The organism is Microvirga sp. 2MCAF35, from assembly GCF_052115545.1.
GTDB lineage: Bacteria > Pseudomonadota > Alphaproteobacteria > Rhizobiales > Beijerinckiaceae > Microvirga.
In genome coordinates this window covers 43,121-61,306 of the sequence record NZ_JBFRGW010000018.1, presented here as the reverse complement: position 1 = coordinate 61,306, position 18,186 = coordinate 43,121, and the positions used below count along the sequence as shown (strand labels likewise).

The 18,186-nt window shown below is 64.5% G+C and carries 9 protein-coding genes; 2 read left to right on the top strand and 7 right to left on the bottom strand.

Features of this window, described 5'->3' with window-relative positions; genetic code table 11:
* Positions 1-60 precede the first annotated feature (60 nt).
* The 5 genes from AB4097_RS11315 to pobA form a co-directional block, all read right to left on the bottom strand.
* Positions 61-8,565: an Ig-like domain-containing protein gene (locus tag AB4097_RS11315; RefSeq protein WP_442039500.1), complete on the bottom strand. Its 8,505-nt coding sequence runs from the start codon at positions 8,563-8,565 to the stop codon at positions 61-63.
* Positions 8,566-8,572: 7 nt separating this feature from the next.
* A complete protein-coding gene (locus tag AB4097_RS11310; RefSeq protein WP_442039498.1) occupies positions 8,573-10,021 on the bottom strand; it encodes an HlyD family type I secretion periplasmic adaptor subunit in 1,449 nt (482 codons plus the stop codon).
* The gene (locus AB4097_RS11305; protein WP_442039496.1) at positions 10,018-12,204 is read right to left on the bottom strand and encodes a peptidase domain-containing ABC transporter; all 2,187 of its coding nucleotides are present in this window, start codon (positions 12,202-12,204) and stop codon (positions 10,018-10,020) included. Before AB4097_RS11305 ends, AB4097_RS11310 begins: the two co-directional genes overlap by 4 nt.
* A complete protein-coding gene (locus AB4097_RS11300) occupies positions 12,201-13,862 on the bottom strand; it encodes a peptidase domain-containing ABC transporter (protein ID WP_442039494.1) in 1,662 nt (553 codons plus the stop codon). The genes AB4097_RS11305 and AB4097_RS11300 overlap by 4 nt, the downstream gene beginning before the upstream one ends.
* A gap of 347 nt (positions 13,863-14,209) precedes the next feature.
* The gene (gene pobA, locus AB4097_RS11295) at positions 14,210-15,379 is read right to left on the bottom strand and encodes a 4-hydroxybenzoate 3-monooxygenase (protein WP_442039492.1); all 1,170 of its coding nucleotides are present in this window, start codon (positions 15,377-15,379) and stop codon (positions 14,210-14,212) included.
* 144 nt (positions 15,380-15,523) lie between these two features.
* On the opposite strand from pobA, the gene AB4097_RS11290 reads away from it, so the two are divergent.
* Positions 15,524-16,414, top strand: a complete 891-nt coding sequence (locus tag AB4097_RS11290; protein ID WP_442039490.1) for a helix-turn-helix domain-containing protein — start codon at positions 15,524-15,526, stop codon at positions 16,412-16,414.
* Positions 16,415-16,547: 133 nt separating this feature from the next.
* On the top strand, positions 16,548-16,853 hold the full coding sequence (locus tag AB4097_RS11285; RefSeq protein ID WP_442039488.1) for a hypothetical protein: 306 nt from the start codon (positions 16,548-16,550) through the stop codon (positions 16,851-16,853).
* 94 nt (positions 16,854-16,947) lie between these two features.
* Here AB4097_RS11285 and AB4097_RS11280 read toward each other — a convergent pair whose 3' ends face one another.
* Positions 16,948-17,445, bottom strand: coding sequence for an invasion associated locus B family protein (locus tag AB4097_RS11280; RefSeq protein ID WP_442039486.1), 498 nt, complete (start codon positions 17,443-17,445; stop codon positions 16,948-16,950).
* A 234-nt stretch (positions 17,446-17,679) separates the two neighbouring features.
* Positions 17,680-18,165: a peptidoglycan-binding domain-containing protein gene (locus AB4097_RS11275; protein ID WP_442039484.1), complete on the bottom strand. Its 486-nt coding sequence runs from the start codon at positions 18,163-18,165 to the stop codon at positions 17,680-17,682.
* Positions 18,166-18,186: the final 21 nt, after the last annotated feature.

Below are 18,186 nucleotides of genomic sequence, written 5' to 3'. Positions count from 1 at the left end.
ACACGTCAACAGGATCAGTTCGTTTCCCGGTCGGGGCTCCGTCTTTTGCCCAGGAACGCCTTACGACCAATGGGTCCTGGCGGCTTCGATCTGGAGGTTGTCGATCGTCTGGACGTGTTCGGGAGCGGGTTGATCGAGCTCCACAGGTTGATGCGGGGCCGTCTCCGAGTGAGCACCGATGTCGATATGATCCGTCCAAGCCCCTCCGGTTCCATGGCCGGGATCGATCATGCCATCCGCCATCATCAGAAGGACGTCCGATCCGGCCAGATCCTGCGAGGTCGCCGAATCCGCAGTCGCCATGAGGCTGTGAGCCTCGAAGGGGGCCGGCGGGGGCTCGTCCACGATCACGTCGATGGTTTTCGGCAGCGAAGCGGCTCCTTCGCTGTCGAACAGCGTCACGGCGATGCTGCGTGATCCAGCGGTGAGCCCGCTGGTATCCTGACTCTCCAGCACCAGGGAGTGCAGCACCGCCGAATAGACCTCCGGTGTTGCGTCTCCGCTCAGGGTCAATGTGCCGGTATGGGACGCATAACCGCCGCCGACGACCTCGATACCAGTATCGCCGACCATCATGCGCCCGTTCTCCTCGTGCAGCGCGAAACCCTCGAAATCGAGTCTGTCGCCCACCTGCGCGCCGGTGAGCGTCACGGTCGCTCCCCCGAGATAATGGCTGTCCACGTCATGCGCCTCGACGAGGCCCATCGCGCTCGCCTGATGGGCGCCCGCCTCCGCATGTGCGGGTGCGTTGAGCACGAGTTCCGGTGCGTCGTTCACCGCTTCGATCGTCACGGTGAAAGGAGTGGTCGTCGTCGCGGTGCCGCCCGCCGTCTCTGTGCTCGTCGCTTGCAGGGTCAGGTGCAGCGTCCCGTTCCAGTCCTGCGCCGGATGGAGCTGCAGCCCGGGGAGAGCGTCCGCGGGAACCCGCCACACGCCGCCTCCGAGGGACGTGCCGTGGGACAGAGTGAACCCATCCGGGATGCCCAGGATGCTGACCGTCAGCGTCTCCGAGCCGTCCGTATCCACGAGGGCCGCGGACAGGTTCAACGTGATGGCGTGATCCTCCTGCCCTGCCGCATCCTGCGCGGCCACGTTGGGCATGTCGGCTACGGCATTGACGGTGACCAGGTGCGTGCCGGTCACCTCCCGGCTGACGGACACGCCGTTGCCCGTGTCCGTGATCGTCGCCTTCAGGGTCAGGGTGAAGCCCGCGTCGCTATGCTCCGCAGGATTGATCATCACCAGACCCGAGCGCAGGTCCGCCGTGGCGACCAGCCAAGTGCCCGGCGTGAGCTGCGTGCCGAGATTGAGGCCTGCGCCCGTCGGAAGGCCGGACACCTGCGTGAACTCGGACCAGATCTCCGACCCGTCGTTATCCAGGAGCGTGAAGGTCGGATGGAGCTGGATGGGCGCATCCTCGTTTCCCGCGCTCGCTCCGGTGATCGTGCCGGCGTCGGCTATGGGGTTGACGCCGATAGTGAAGTCACGGGACGTGCGGGCCACCGAACCACCGACGCTTTCGGTCGCAATGCCGGTGAGCGTGAGGGTGAACTGCCCGGACACATTCGCCGGAGGCGTGAAGACCAAGTTGTTGAGCTGGGCTGGCGTGAGCAACCAGCTCCCGTCGGCCTGCTTGGTTCCCGCGTCGAGGCTCGCGCCGTCCGGCAGGCCGCTGAGCACATAGCTCAGGCTCTCCGATCCATCCGTATCGACCAGCGCGCCTCCCAAGCCCGAAAGCCTGATGGAGGTATCCTCGCTGCCGGTGAAATCGCGCACCGTGACGTTCGGCGCGTCCGCCACCGCCTCGACCTGCACACGGAAGCTCGCCTCGCTCGTGGCCGTGTCGCCATTGGCTTCGCGGCTGGTGGCGCGCATGGTGAGGCCGAAGCTGCCCGAGAAATTCTCCGGCGGGATGACGGCAAGACGCGACAGGTCGGCCGGTGAAACGCTCCAGCTGCCGTCCGATTGACGCGTCCCATAGGTGAGGCTTGCCCCGGAGGGCATCCCTAGGATGACTACGGACAGCACTTCTGAACCATCCCGGTCCGTCAGGGCCGCGGAGAGGCTGAGGACAATCGGTTGGTCCTCCAGGCCGGCTGCATCGCGGGCGCCGATGACGGGAGCGTCCGCGATGGCATCCACCCTCACCTGGAGCGTAGCCTCCGTCGTTGCCACCGATCCGTTGGAGATTTCCCGTGCATGGGCCTGCACGGTCAGATTCATGGTGCCGCTCCAGTCGGCGGGCGGCGTCACGGTCAATCCGGCGAGTTGCGAAGGCGTCAAAGTCCAGCTGCCGTCGCCGTTGTTGATGCCCTTGGAAAGGCGCGCGCCTTCGGGCAATCCCTGGATGACCACCGAGAGCACTTCCGACCCGTCTGTGTCGACGAGAGACGCGGACAGATCGAGAGTGATCGTTTCGTCCTCTTTTGCCGATGCATCGTGAACGGTGACAGTCGGGGCATCCGCTTTCGCTTCGACAGTCACGGCAATCGATTGTTGCGTATCATGCTTATCGCCGTTGCTCTTCTCCTGCGTCGTGGCCGTCACCGTTAGGTGATAGGTTCCATGGCTGTTGGCAGGCGGGATGAGCTGGAGGCTGCTCAGCTGGTTGGGATCGACGGACCAGCGACCGTTGCCGAGATCGACGGCATCGGCGCCCTCAAGGCGTCCTCCCACCGGAACGCCTGAGATGATCACGGCCGCGACGAACTCACTGCCGTCGCCGTCGCCGGGTGCGACCGTGAGCTTCAACGGAACGGCACCATCCTCTTTGCCGACCGACGGATTTGCATTGATGACGGCATTGTCGGCGACTGCTTCGACATTGATGCTGATCGTGGCCGGAATGGCCTTCTGGTCACCCGTGGCTTCCGTTGAAACCGCGACCACCTGAAGATCGATCCTGCCGGAGAAATTCGCCGGAGGAATAAGCCTGACGTCTTTCAGCTGATCCGGATGCAACACCCAGGCCCCCGTAAACGGATCCCTGACGCCGACCGAAAGGCTCGCACCCTCAGGGACTCCGCTGATGCGGATGCCGAGGGTTTCGCGTCCGCCATCCGTATCCTTGATCTCGGCTTCAATGGAGAGCACGACGCTGCGGTCCTCCAGAGTGTTGGCGTCGTGGACCACCAGCGAAGGGGCCTGGGCCAGCGGGGCCTTGTCCGGATCGGGCCCTGGGACCGTTCCACCACCATCCCCACCGCCATCGCCGCCCCCGCCGCTCGGAACCGTGAGAGTCACCGGAACCACGACCGTCAGATCAGCCTGATCCCCCTCGCGCTCCACGGCGACGGCAGTGACTTTCAGCTCGAAGCTGTCAATGGAACCTGCCCTCGGGCGAATGGAAAGGTTCGGAAGATTCTGGGCCGGAACCAGCCATATGCCCTCGCCGACCGCAATGCCTGACGAGAGAACGGCCCCGGCGGGCACATCCCGCACCCACATCTGAAGGGTTTCCGAACCGTCCTTGTCCGCCGGTGCTGCCGTAATATGGAGCGGGATCCAGCCCTGGCCCGGATCCAGGCTGTTATGCGGACTGCCATTGGACGGCTCGAACGTCATGTTCGGCGTGTCGGCATCGCCGATCGGATCCACCACCATCCTTCCGCCGATCGTCGCCCTGACGCCGCCGCTGTCCTCGATCGTCATCTCGATCTTGAGAGTGCGTGCCTCGTCGCTATCGTGAGGCATCGTCAGCGTCACGCCCATCATGTGGGCAGCGGAAACCCTGTAGATCCCGTTCTCATCAGCGCTGACGACGGTGTTGTCCGCCAGTCGCAGGATGGCCCCGGCCGGAACATCGCTGATGAGAATGTCACCGACTACTTTTTCCGAGCCGTCGCTGTCGCCAAGACCTGGATCGAGACGCAGCAGGATCGGCTGGTCCTCAGTGTCGTGCATGGTGCCCCAGTTGCCGGACAAACCGTCGAGGCCGCCGACGGACGGGATGTCGATCACCGCTTCGACTTTGACGGGGAATTCGACGGTGGTCGATGCCTGATCGCCTCCCCGCTCCTCCTGCGTGATCGCCGTCACGGTCAGGTTGATGGTGCCCGAAAAGTTGGTTGGCGGCAGCAAGGTCGCGAGCTTGGCTTCCTCAGCCGTCAGGGACCAGATTCCGGGGCCACGATAGGTGCCGTGGGACATTACGGCGCCTTCCGGCACTCCCCTGATCACGAAGCTCAGAGTCTCGGATCCATCGTTGTCCGGGAGCGTCGCCGAGAGATTGAGCGCAATCGGAGTGTCTTCGAATCCGTTGGCTTCGGTCACGTTCATGACGGGAGCGTCGGCCACCGCGCGCACCGTCACGCGCAGATCGAGAGGCGCGCTTTCGGCCGTGCTGCCATTGGGTTCCGCCGATATCGCGGATACCTTCAGGGTGAAATCCTCGTCCGACTGAGCAGGAGGCGTGATGGTCAGGCTGTTCACCACGGCCGGATCGACCAGCACGCTTCCGTTGACGACGACCAGCGCCACCCCGCCGGCCTGTACGACCGCTCCCTCCGGAATGCCCGTGATCCGAAACCCGGTAATCGTCTCCGAACCGTCCCGGTCGGTGGCCCAGGCCGTCATGGTGAGCCGAATAGCTGTGTCCTCATCGCCTACGGCCGGAGCGACGCGTAGGCCGGGCTCGTCCGCCACCGCGTCGACTTTCACCTGAAACGACGCTTCACTCGATGCCGTTTTTCCGTTTGAGCTTTCCGTCGCAGTTGCCTGAATTTTGAGGTCCAGCGTGCCTGAAAAATCGGCCGGCGGCTTCAGGGCGACGTTCGGCAGGTCCGCAGCCGAGACGAGCCAGGAGCCGTCGGCTTGAAGCACTCCTTTCGTCAGGGAAGCCGTGGCCGGAACGCCGTAGATCCTGACCGTCAGCGTCTCCGATCCATCGGTATCGACGAGACTCGCCGACAGATGGAGCGGTATCTCCTGGTCTTCCTTGCCCGATGCGTCGGAAGCGGCCACGTTCGGCATGTCAGCCACTGCGTTGATGATGAACGGGTTCGTCCCCGTGATCATCTGACTGACCGACTTTCCGTTGCCCGTATCCGTCAGCGTCGCGGTGAACGTCAGGGTGAAATCGTCGTCGCTGTTCAGCGGCGGCTTGATCCTGACGAGCCCGGCCTGGAGGGAACTCGTGGAGACCTTCCACAAGCCCGGCTCCACCATCGTGCCATGGTCGAGCGTAGCGCCGATCGGCACCCCGGAGATCGTGGTGAATGCGGACCAGGTTTCCGAACCATCCTTGTCGGGCGTATCGAATTTCGGGCGGAGCGTGATCCATGTATCCTCGTCGCCGGAGGCGGAGCCGGCGATGGTGCCCTGATCCAGCACGGGATCGAGGTCGACCGTGAATTTGGCGGAGTTGTGCGCGCTCGGTACACCGGGCTCGCTCTCCGTCGCGACTGCCGTCAGCGTCAGCTCAAATCGTCCCGATCCGTTCGGCGGAGGCGTGAGAACCAAGCTGTTGAGCTGCGCGGGCGTCAGGAGCCAGCTGCCGTCGGCCTGTCTGGTTCCGGCATTGAGCGTTGCACCGGGCGGCACCGTGAGGATGAAGCTCAGGGTTTCCGAGCCATCGAGGTCATGCAGGGCGCCGCCCAGGCCGGTCAGGGCGACCGGCTCATCCTCGCGGCCCGTGTAATTGGCCACCGTGACATCGGGCGTATCGGCGACCGCGTGGACCTGGACGCGGAAATCGACCGTGCTCGTCGCCGTATCGCCGTTCCCTTCCCTGGCGGTCGCTTCGATGCGGAGGTCCACCGGGCCGGAGAAATCCGGCTTGGGAATGAATTTCAGGTCGGCCAGGTCAGCCGGCGCGACGCTCCAACTGCCGTCGGGCTGGCGGGAGCCGTGCGACAGCGAGGCATCGGCCGGCACGTTCCAGACGACAACGGAGAGCACCTCCGAGCCGTCCCGGTCCTTCAGCACCGCCGAGAGATCGAGCGCGACCGGCGTGTCCTCGAAGCCGATGACGTCATGGGCTGCCACCAAGGGGGCATCCGCCACCGCCTCCACCGCAACGCTGAACGGCGCCCGCACCGTCGCGGTCGAGCCGTTCGAGGTCTCCCGCGCCTGTGCCACCAGGGTCAGGTCCATCTGGCCGCTCCAATCGACCGGCGGCGTCAGGGTCAGGCCAGTGAGCTGGGCGGGCGTGAGCGTCCAGCTGCCGTCGCCATTGTCGATGCCCGCCGACAGGCGGGAGCCGGCCGGCAGACCCTCGATCACGACCGAGAGAACCTCCGAGCCGTCGATATCGGTGAGCGCGGCCGAGAGGTCGAGCGCAACCGGCTGGTCCTCCCGCGTTGCGGCGTCGTGCACGCCGACAACGGGAGCATCAGCGACGGCGTCGACATGGACCCGGAACGGCGAGTCGACGATAGCCGTCGAGCCGTTCGGACTCATAGAGGTGGCGTGCAGGTTGAGGTTGATCGTGCCGGAAAAGTTCTCTGGTGGAAGGATGGCAAGATCTGCCAACTGCTCTGGTGCGACCTGCCAGCTGCCATCCGCAGCGCGACTGCCGTGGGACAGACGCGCTCCCGCTGGCACGCCGATGATGCTGACCGATAGCGTCTCCGATCCGTCGGTGTCGGTGAGGGCAGCTCGGAGATCCAGGGCAGTCCACTCGTCCTCGCGTCCTGCAGCATCGTGGACGCTTACCAGCGGGGTGTCGGACACGTCCTCCACGTCCACCCGGAAACCGACGCTCTGCGTTGCCGTCGAACCGTTCGAGCTTTCGCGAACGGTCGCCTCGAGCGTCAGCTTGATCGTGCCGGAGAAGTCGCGGGGCGGCGTAATCGAAAGGTGAGCCAGATCGGCCGGCGGCACGTTCCAGCTGCCGTCGGGCTGGCGTGTGCCGTGCGAGAGCGAAGCCTCGTTCGGAACACCGAGGATCCGGACCGTCAGGGTCTCGGAGCCGTCGGCATCCACGAGAACGGCCGAGACGTCGAGCGGAATCGGCTGATCTTCATGTCCCGAAACGTCGTGCGCTGCCACCAGAGGTTCGTCGGCGACGGCCGTGACCGTCACTGTATGTGTGCCCGTCACCACGCGGCTGACGCTCTTGCCGTTTCCGGTATCCGTCAGGGTGGCCGTCAGGGTGAGCGTGAAGTCCTCGTCGCTGTGCTCCGCGGGGCGGATCATCACGAGGCCGGCGCGCAGGTCGGCGGTTGCGACCTGCCACACACCGGGGGCGATTTCGGAGCCGAGATTGAGCGAAGAGCCCGGTGGCAGGCCCGCCAGCTGGGTGAACTCCGACCACGTCTCCGAGCCGTCCTGGTCTGGAGTCGAGAAGTTGGGCTGGAGCCGGATCAGGTTGTCTTCCGATCCTGCGCTCGATCCGCCGATGCTGCCCGCATCCACGACCGGATCCATGCTCACCGTGAATGTGGCCGAGGTCCGGGCGCTGGGCACGCCCGGCTCGCTCTCGGTCGCAATCGCCGTGAGCGTCAGGGTGAACCGGCCCGACATCTGCGGCGGCGGGGAGAGCGTCAGGCCCGTCAGCTGCGCCGGCGTCAGGGCCCAGCGGCCGCCGCCGAGCGGCGTACCGGCGCTAAGGGTTGCATCGCTCGGCACGCCACTGAGCACGAAGCTGAGGCCCTCGGAGCCGTCAGTGTCGCGAAGGGCTCCGCCCAGGCCCGAGAGGCTGACCGGCATGTCCTCGTAGCCACGGGCGTCGGCAACCGTCACGTCCGGGGCATCGGCGACGGCGTGGAGCTGTACCTGGAAGGGAGCATCGACGATGGCCGTCGATCCGTTCAGCTCCTGCGAGGTAGCCTCCAGCCTGAGATTGATGGTCCCGGAGAAGTTGACGGGAGGGATGAAGGCGAGATGCGACAGATCCGAGGGAGACACTCTCCAGCTTCCGTCTGGCTCGCGCTTGCCATGCGAGAGAGAGGCGCCTTCGGGGACGCCATAGATCTTGATCGACAGCAGCTCTGACCCGTCGTTGTCGGTCAGCACCGCCGACAGATCGAGCGCGACCGGCTGATCCTCCTGCCCTTCGGCATCGGTGACGCGCGCGACCGGGGTCGAGGCCGCGTTGTCCCGCGGTTCCTGCGGCTGAGGCTGGTGATATTCGGGTGTCAGGATCGTCACATCCTCACCCTGTGGACTGTCCTGCGCCGTTGCGGCCTCTACCGGGATCCCTATGCCACGTGAGGGACTCGTTGTCGCCGGCGCCTCATGGGAACCGCCGATGCTCGTCGGTGCGACGGAACGGGGGGGCGGCGCTTCGACCACAATGGGCGCCTCCGGCGATGCGGCAGCCAGCGACACCGTCCTGATTATGGGAGCAGATGCATCGAGCCTTTCGAGCGGCGCGGCGTCCGAACGATGAGCCAAGTCCTCGGCAACCGGCAGGACGTCTCCCGCCCCGCTTCCAGCGCCCCCGGAGGGCGAGCCCGGTATCATGCCGAATGCCGCGACCGCGTCGGTTCCGCCTGCCAGGTTGCCGGCCGCTCCGCCGTCGCCTACGGGCACCGTTCTCTGGACGGCTCGGAGGGCACGCAGGGCTTCCTCATCCACGACGCTGGCGTCGAACGGAATGGTCAGGTCGGGTTGCTGGGTCATGTTGTGCTCAGCGCTCGTGGAAAGATGCGGCCATGGCCGAATAGATCGGCTTCAGCAGGTATTGCAGCACCGTCTTCGTGCCGGTCGTGATATCCGCCTGGACGGTCATGCCCGCCACGAGCTGTGCATGACGCGGGTCGTGGCCGACATATTGCTGATTGAGCGCGATGCGTGCGCGATAATGCGGCTGCTTCTGCTCGTCGAGAAAGGTGCCTGCCGACACGCGCTCGACCCTGCCATCGACCGCCCCGAAACGGGCATAGTCGAAGGCTTGTACTTTGACATGCACCTGCTGACCGACCTCGATGAAGCCGATGTCGCGGGGCATGAGCCTGACATCGGCCACGAGTTGCGCGTCCTGGGGCATGATTTCGGCGACAAGGCCGCCGGGCGGGAGAACCGTCCCGGGCCGATGCACCGCAAGCCCACGCACGATACCGTCGATGGGCGCGCGCAGCATGACGCGCTCTGCACGGTCTTCCAGCTTGCGGACGAGTTCGGTCGTCTCGGCGACGTCCAGGGCGACCCGCGCCGCCTCCTGACGAGCCTCGTCCACGGCTGCCGATTGCGCCTCGGCGATCCGGGCTTCCGCCTCGGCCAGACTGCGCTGCGCCGTCACGCGCTGCCCGGTCAGTCGCTCGTGCTCGGCCTTCGCACTCATGAAGAGCCGCTGGGCCTCCAGCACAGAAAGGCGGGTCGTCAAACCGTTGCTGGCGAGGTCTTCCCGGATTCCGAGCTCTTTGGAATGGAGCGCCATCTGCTCCTGCACGGCGGAGATCTGCCCTCCGAGTGTCAGGAGATCGCTCCGCCGCTGCGCCACCTGTTCCTGCAAAACCGCGACGCGGTCAGCCAACGCCCGCAGGCGCGAATTCAGAGCCGCGCGCTGCGGCTCGACAAACATGCCGGAGGTCAGCGGCGGCACGGCCTGCGCGTCTCCGCCGGCACTGGCAACAAGGCCAGACGAGGGTGTCTGGCGTCCCCGGAGATCGAGGGCCACGATATGACCGTCTGCGGCGGCAGCAAGACGCTGCGCCTGAAGCTGAAGGGATTCCAACCGGTGCCTGGCCTGCGACAGTTCCGATTGCGCCACCGCGTCGTTCATGCGCAGCAGCGGCTGCCCTGCCTCGACCGCCTCACCTTCGTTCACCAGCACTTCCGCGACGATGCCGCCCTCGAGGTGCTGGACCGGCGCGGCCGCAACCGACGGAGAAATTTCACCGGTGCCGACGGCGACTTCGGGAACACGGGTCAGGGCGGCCCAGGACAAGCCGGCCGCCACCAGGATCCCGGTCCCCAGCACGACTGCCCGCTCCAGTCCCTTCACGCGCAGCTCTTCGAGCGCCAGCACGTGACCATCCGGCCGCGGTTGGCGGCTGGCACGAGGCAGAGTGCGGCTGTCGAGGCTTGCGGGCAGGATCTCGCCGTTGACGGCAGGTGTCGCGGTCTTGCTCATCATGCAACTTTCGGATTTTTGGCGGCCGACGCGTTCGCGAAGGCGGCGTTCGCCAGCGATGGGCCGATCGGGGCTCTCGTGGGACGCGGGCCGACGGGAGCCGTCTGCTGTTCAAGTTCTTCGACCTGACCGTCGCGAAGCCGCAGGACGCGGTCGGCCAGCCGGATGTGGCTCGGTCGATGCGTTGCCATGAGGATGGTGCAGCGACCGCGACGCGAGGCTATGACATCGGTGAAGGCCTTGGCGCAGGCATCGTCGAGGCCTGCAACCGGTTCGTCGAGCAATAGGATGGGCGCGTCGCGCAGCAGGGCGGCTGCAAGGGCGATCCGCTGCAGGATGCTGCGCGGAAGGCGCCCGCTCTTGTTGTCGCCGACGCGAGTGTCGAAGCCTTGCGGCAATGTCTCGATGGCTTCCAGCACGCCTGCCTCTTCGGCAGCCGCGCGCAGATCCGCGTCGGACGCGCTGGGACGGGCGAGACGCAGGTTCTGGGCCACGGTGCCGTACAGGAGACCCGGCGACTGCGGGACCCAGCCGATGCTGCGCCGGAGAACCGCCGGGTTGAAGGAGCGGACGTCATGGCTGTCGATCCGCACCAGGCCGCCTTGTGGGCGGTAGAGACCTGCGATCAGCAGCAACAGGGTCGACTTGCCGCTCCCCTCCGCACCGGTGACGGCCACGACTTGCCCCGGCTGGATGGAGAAGCTGGCACCGGCGAGAACCGGCTCGGCCTGTGGGAGATAGCGTAGAGTCACCCGCTGGAACACGATGGCGCCCTCCTCCGGCGGCGCCATGCGCGCCTCGAGCGGCGGAGGCCGCTCCGTCTCCAACGCCATCAAGCCGTCGACCTGCCGGATGGAGGCTTGCGTCTGTTCCCACCGGGAGAGCATGACGAAGCAGGTCTGCATGGGGCCGAGAATGCGCCAGATCAGCATCATGCCGGCGATGAGCGCGCCGGCCGTCATGGCACCGCCCAGGACCGACAGCACACCCATGACCACGGCAGCCAGCCCCGACAAGGTCACGAGTGCCTGGCTAGCCGCGAGAACCAGACCGGCGAGCGTGCTGACGCGAGCCGATGAAACGGCCGCGGCCGCGGCGGCGGAAGAGTAGCGATCGATCCAGCGCTCCTCGGCTCCCACGAGCTTCAGGGTCCGCACGGTTTCGAGGGCTTCCACGGCCAGCGCCTCCCGCATCTGGTTGGCGCGGGCCGCCTGCTCGATGGCGAGCCGCATCGGCCCACGGGAGATCAGGAACAAGACAATGAACCCGACGGCCGTGCCCATGGGTACGATTGCGATCCACCCGCCCAGCACCATCATCAGTACGATAACGATCAGCGTGAACGGCATGTCGAGGAGTGCGATGGCGAAACTGCCGGTGAGAAACTCGCGGATGGCCGCAAAATCGCGCAGGCGCGATACCTGCGAGGCCGTTCCGGCGCGCTCCACCAGCGCGGTCGGCAACGACATGAGCTGGGTGAAGACGGCACTTGGGACCAGTCGGTCGAGCCGCTCTGCAATGCTGAGCAGAGCGCGCTGCCGGACGGCTCGAAACGCGACTTCGATCAGGATGGCCGCGATCGCGCCGGCCACGAGCATCGGCAGGGTCTCGGGGCTGTATCCCGCGATCACGGTGTCGAATACCGACATGGTGAAGACCGGCACGGCAAGTCCGAGCACCGCCATCAATCCACTGACCCCGAGAAGCGCAGGCAGATCGCCCCGGAAGCGTCGGGCGATGCCGCTGAACCAGCTCTTGCGCGGAGCCCCGGCATCCATGTCGACGATCAGCATCACGGTGCCGCGCAGCACCTTCGGGTCGCATGGCTCGACCTCACCGGTAGCACCATCGAGGAGCAGGACACGCCCCTGTTCGTCACGATAAACGATGGCGGCGGGCTCGCCCGCCGGGAGCAGGATTGCCGGAAGGCGCCTCGGATCCAGGGCTCCCTGGGATACTCGCTCCATACGGGTCGGATAACCGAGGATGGCGAGCGTGTTCCGCACATCGGTGAGATCGATATCCGACTTGACGTGAGGCAGGGCCGACAGGAGATCGTCCACGCTTCCCGGCCATTCCAGGAGCCAGAGCATCGCCGGCAGGCAGCGGGCGAGATCCGATGGAGATATGAGGTCTTCCGGCAGTTCCAGCGGTGCACTCGAGCGATCTTCCCTTGCCGGTGTCATGCCACGCGCTCCAATCGGCCCTCGCGGATCGCATAAACCCGGTCGGCAATATTCAAGGTGGACGGCCGGTGAGTGACGTTGACCACCGTTATCCTGCCGCGCAGATCGGCCAGAAGCCGGGCAAGCCGCGCGTCGCTGTCCCCGTCGATCTGCGAAGTGATGTCGTCGAGGAGCAGAATGCGCGGCTCTTCCACCAGGGCCCGGACGACGCCGATGCGTTGGGCGGCGCCGCGCGGCAGCGGCGTTGCGGCAACGCCGACCTGGGTGTGCCAGCCGCCCGGAAGAGCGCTCGCGACGTGATCGAGGCCGAGTTCCGTTGCGAGGCGAAGCGCCAGGGTTTCGCGCTGCGGCTGGTGCATGGTCAGGTTCTGCAGGAGCGTGCCTCGGACCAGCGCCGGATCCGGCGGGACCAGCGCGACGAGCCTGCGCGCTGGTCCGACATCGACCTGGCTGAGATCCTGTCCGTCGATCAGGACCTGCCCTCCGCTGGCCTTCAGGTCGCCGGCGATCAGGCGCAGCAGGGCCGAGCGGCCGGATCCGTTGGAGCCTGTAATGCCGACGATCTCGCCTGGTTGCACCTTCAGGTCGATCCCTTCGAACAGAAAATCGGAATGGCGAGGCGTGCGGAACCGGACATCCTGCATGAGGATGTGTCCGTCCGAGATCTGCAGCAACGGCCGCCCGGGGCTTCGTTCCTGCGGAAGCGCGCCGATTTCGGCAACGCGCCTCTTGCTCTCCCGAAGCGATTGCAGGCGTGACCAGAGCGCGACGCCGCCGAGAAGAGGCTGCATCGTCCGGCCGACAAGCATGGTGCACGCGCTGAGACCGCCGACGCTGAGCTGTCCTTTCAGAACCATCAGGCAGCCGAAAGTTGCGACTCCGACCGTGGCGACCTGTGACAGCAGCATGCCGCCCTCCTGCCCGGTCGAGATCGTATGCGAGAGCTTGCGCCGCAGTTGCGCGGAGCCGTTCTGGAGGCGCTCGTAACGCCGCTCGAGCAAGGGCTCGGCACCCAGAACCTTCATAGAATGGATGCAATTCAGTGTGTCGAAAAGAAAGTTGAAACGACGCTCCTCGGCCAGGGCAAGGTTCTGGGCTGCATGGCGAACCCGGCGGCCGGTCAATCCGGCCAGAAGTCCGACACCTGCCAGAAGCGTCAGTGGCACGAGCACGAGCGGACCGGCCAAATACCAGATGCCGATGAGGTAAAGCAGCGCGAAGGGGAGATCGAGCATCGCCTGCAGGGCCGGGCCGGACCATGCCTCGCGCAGCGTCCCGATGGCGGAGAGGCGCTCTGCATAATAGCCGTTGCCGTGAGCTTCGAGTGCCGAGAGCGGCGCGTTCAGCAGGCATTCCATGGCCTGACGATGCGCCTGGGCCTCCGACGTCGCGGCAACGCGGGCGAGCACCCGGCCGCGCACATGGCGCAGCAGCGCCTCCAGCAAGATGGCAAGCGTCACGGTCGTGGCGAGCACCACCAAGGTCCCGACGGCCTTGTTCGGAAGAATCCGGTCATAAACCTGCAGCAGCGCCACCGGGAGAGCCAGCGCCAGGAGGGTGATGAGCAGGGTCGCTTCGATCACCGGGATCAGGAACCCGATCCCGAAACGGCCGATCAGGCCTCTGAACGGGCGTGTCAGCCAAGGGCCGGCGGACACCAGCGATGGTGCCGCGGATGAAACGGCGGACCGATCCATAACGCTACCAATGGCCTTCCGGCCGATAAAAGACAGATGATCAAGATGGTGAAATATACCGGGCTCTCACCGGTATGACGGGGCGGCATCATGCCTTTGAAACGGCCTCACCTCTGTGAGCGCTCAATCCGTCATGAGTATCAGCATAGTGTTATATAGAATTCGGAAATATTTTCTTATTAGTCAACGTAACGTCATATCAGATTTGGCATTTACAATATGATAAAGTTAATAATGCTGACGGTGTACGTCATACAGTTTCCATATGAATGTGCGGCACATGATGGGCAGCGAATACTTCATAACTTTCAAATCGGAAGCCCGGTATAGTTCTCCGCCAGCGAACGGGCGGCGGCTTCCGATCCCCTGAGGTATTCGAACTCCGCCCTCTGGATCCGACGGCTGAAGGAATCCGTATCCGGGAACGTATGAAGGATGGAGGTCATCCACCAGGAAAAGCGCTCGGCCTTCCAGATCCGCGAAAGCACACGGGTTGAATAGCCGTCGATCCCGGCTGGGGAATGTTCGGCGTAGAACTCGATGAGCGCCTCGGCCAATGCACAGACATCGCTCGCGGCAAGGTTCAATCCCTTGGCGCCGGTCGGCGGGACGATGTGAGCGGCATCGCCCGCGAGAAAGAGCCGTCCGAACCGCAGAGGCTCCGCCACGAAGCTCCTCAAAGGCGCAATGGATTTTTCGATGGAAGGGCCGGTTACAAGATTGTCGGCGGTGTCCGCGTCGAGCCTGCGACGCAACTCGTCCCAGAATCGGTCATCCGTCCATTCTTCGACTCTTTCGTTCGCCGGGACCTGAACGTAGTAGCGGCTGCGGGTGTGCGAGCGCATGGAGCAGAGCGCGAAGCCTCGCTCGTGATGAGCATAGATCAACTCCTCTGCGACAGGTGGCCTGTCGACCAGAATGCCGAGCCAGCCGAAGGGATAGACCCGTTCGAACGTGCGAATTGCCGCCTCGGGCACGCTGGCGCGCGACACGCCGTGGTAGCCGTCGCACCCGGCAATGAAATCGCAAGCCAATTCGTGTTCGACGCCATCCTTGACGTAGTGCACCCTTGGCCTGTCGCCGTCGAAATCATGAAGCGACACGTGCTCGGCCTCGTAGATCGTCGTCGCTCCTGAGGTGTCGCGGGCCTGCATGAGATCGCGCGTGACCTCGGTCTGGCCATAGACGGTGACCGTTTTGCCGATCAGCGCGTGGAAATCGAAGCGGTGCCTGTCGCCATCGAAGCAGAACTCGACTCCGTCATGAACGAGGCCGTCCGCATGCAGCCTTTCCCCGACTCCAGCTTTGTCCAGAAGTTCCGCCGTGCCCTGCTCGAGAACTCCGGCACGGATGCGCCCGAGTACGTACTCGCGACTGCGCCGTTCAAGAATGACTGTCTCGACCCCGGCCTTGTCCAAAAGTCGCCCGAGCAGAAGCCCGGCCGGGCCGGCGCCGATGATGGCGACCTTGGTCCGCATGCTCGTTTCCTCCGCAATGACGGTCTGAGCCGCCTTCTTCACGTCGGCACAGAATGAACGCCACCCGTCGAACGGCCAATAGACAAAGCGAGCATCGGATTGGACAAAACGAACATTCGACGGCTCATGACGGATCGAGCAAACTTGGCCCTGAGAGATATCCCTTCTTACGCACTCTATGGAGAATTCGACGATCCGGTGACGGATTGGGTCCATTGCGAGACCATCCAGAGCCGCAGCCGCTTGCACAATTACAGGATTCAGCCACACCGGCACGAGAAGCTGTTCCAGGTCCTTCATCTCGCGGGCGGCACGGCCGACATTTCGGTCGACGGCCAGAGCACGCGGTTGACCGGTCCCGCGATCGTCTCCCTGCCCCCCATGACGGTGCACGGATACACGTTCTCGCCCGACGTGCAGGGAACGGTGCTGACCCTGTTCGACAGCCGGCTGACCCATATCCTTGCGGACATGGATGGCATCCGAGAGACGTTCCGCTCCGTTCGATTGATCGGCCTTCAGGATCATCCGGAGGCCGCGCGCGGCTTGACCGAGGACATCGCCTCCCTTGCCGCGGAACTCACCGGGCATGGCTCTGGGCGCTCGGAAGCCATCCAGGCGCGGCTGTTGCTTGTTCTGATCTCACTCCACAGGCTTCGTGGCTCGGCACGGACCGCCGGCAGTCGCAGCCCCGGACGCAGGGCGCTTCAACACGCCTTGCGCTTTCGCGAACTGGTCGAGCGGGATTTCCGCAACCATCAGCCGATCGAGGTCTATGCCCACAGGCTTGGCCTAACATCGCCCCATCTCAACCGGATCTGCCGCGAGCATCTCGGCGATACGGCTCTCGGGGTCGTTCATCAGAGGATCATCCTCGAGGCCAAGCGCTACCTGACCTTCACGAGCCTGAGCGCCAAGGAGATCGCATTGGCGCTCGCCTTCGACGACCCAGCCTATTTCGCCCGCTTCTTCAAGCAGAAAACCGGGCTTCCGCCCCTCGCCTTCCGGGCCATGCAGCAGAACGCACTCGCTTGAAAATGCCAACTCGCGATGAGACAATCCCCTCCCGATCATGCACGAAAAGCGGAAAGGGAATGATCGCGCTGACGCGATCGATTAAGCTGCGCCGGCACGAAGATCTGGAGAACGAACGCCAGGAGACGGCAACATGAGCGTCGACGTGTTTGAGGCATCGCTTCGCCATTCAAAGCCGCCGGAGGGTTGGGGCCATGCAATGCAGGCGCTCTGGTGGGAGGCCCGTGGAGATTGGGATCGGGCGCACAGCCTCGTTCAAATGGACGAAGCAGATCGTGAATGCGCCTGGGTTCACGCCTATTTGCACCGTAAGGAAGGGGACCTCTCCAATGCGGCTTATTGGTACCAGCGAGCAGGCCATCCGATGGCGACCTGCTCCTTCGCCGAAGAACGTCAAGCAATTGCAACCGGTCTTCTAGGTCGCTCGCGCCCTGAATAGGCATTGCTCAGGTCCATTCGGGGAACCGCCACAAGCGCAACCACGACTGCCTGATCGCAGGCCATCCGCCCGCCTTCTCAGATCCAGAATCGTCTCACCGGCACCCCTGGCGAGCTTTCTTCATGATGGCGGTGAAGCCTTTGAGAGGGAAGCTGTAACTCGTCTTGTTCCCGCGCCTTGAAGTTGCCTCTACAACCGCCACACGCCCCTTCTCGAGCGCGCGCACGAACTCGGTCTCGCGTTCGGTACGACGCAGCCAGGCATGGTTCCCGCGCGGGATCATGGTGAAGGGCCGACCGTCCACCGCAATGCGGATCGCCGTTGGAGCGAAATCGTAGCCTGCCTGAAGGCTGGCTTCTGTTCGAACCTTGCCGCGGTTCAGCCTGCGCACGAACAGGGTTACCCTTCCATGATCGAGGTGCTCGGGCTTCTTGGATGAAGCATCGGCATACACATAGCAGGCCGCAGATCGGTTCTCATAGTCTTTCCAAGCACTCCAACTTTCGCTCGTCCCGATCACCCGCGGTGTCTGTGCAGAGGCATAGGTGCTCGAGAGGACGAGGATTGCGATAGCTGCGCTTGTGACCTTCATCTACGGGATACTCGCTTTGGCGGTTGCGGAGCCCGCAACCTTCCAAGCCGAGGTTACCTGAGGGTTAACTGCATCGCACAGGGGCGATCCAAGACTGCGGCCCGGAAAGTTTCCGGCAGACGACACAGTTAGTTACGCCAAGTTCAAGAAAATGTGAGCACATGACGTATGGTTCGGATCCCGACAATCGCCTGGACCACGTCATAAGTCAGCTGTTCGTATTGATCGAAGAAGCTACTCGGTGCGCTCGCTCTGCGCGGCCACGACCTTTGCGGAACGCATAAGGGATTGTAGCGTCTGTGCATGAAGTTTACCGGTGACGGTCAACCCGACCAGACGCTGATACTCTTCGATCGCTTGTCGCGTGGTGGGGCCGACGACTCCGTCGGCTTCGAGTTTTCCAAAGCCGAGATCCGTGAGCGCCTTCTGAGCGGAGATGACATCCTGCTTCGTGGGCAACGGCGTAACGTCACGAAGCGCGGGGGCTCCGTCGAGGGCCGGAGGAGCATGGAGCCCCTGGAGTGATGCCAGTTGTTCCCTCGTGGCGGCGAGGTTCGTCTCGCTCTCGGTGTGCTGCGCAGTCAGACGCTCAATGTCGCTCCGTGCCGACGCGAGCTGCTCATGGAGCTTTACGATCTCGCGCGCCCCGTTCTCCGCCTTCATGCGCTGCGACAGAAACTCGGACTGATATTCTTGGAGCGCAGCCGTTTGGCCGCTCATCTGATGTTCGCGTTGCATGGA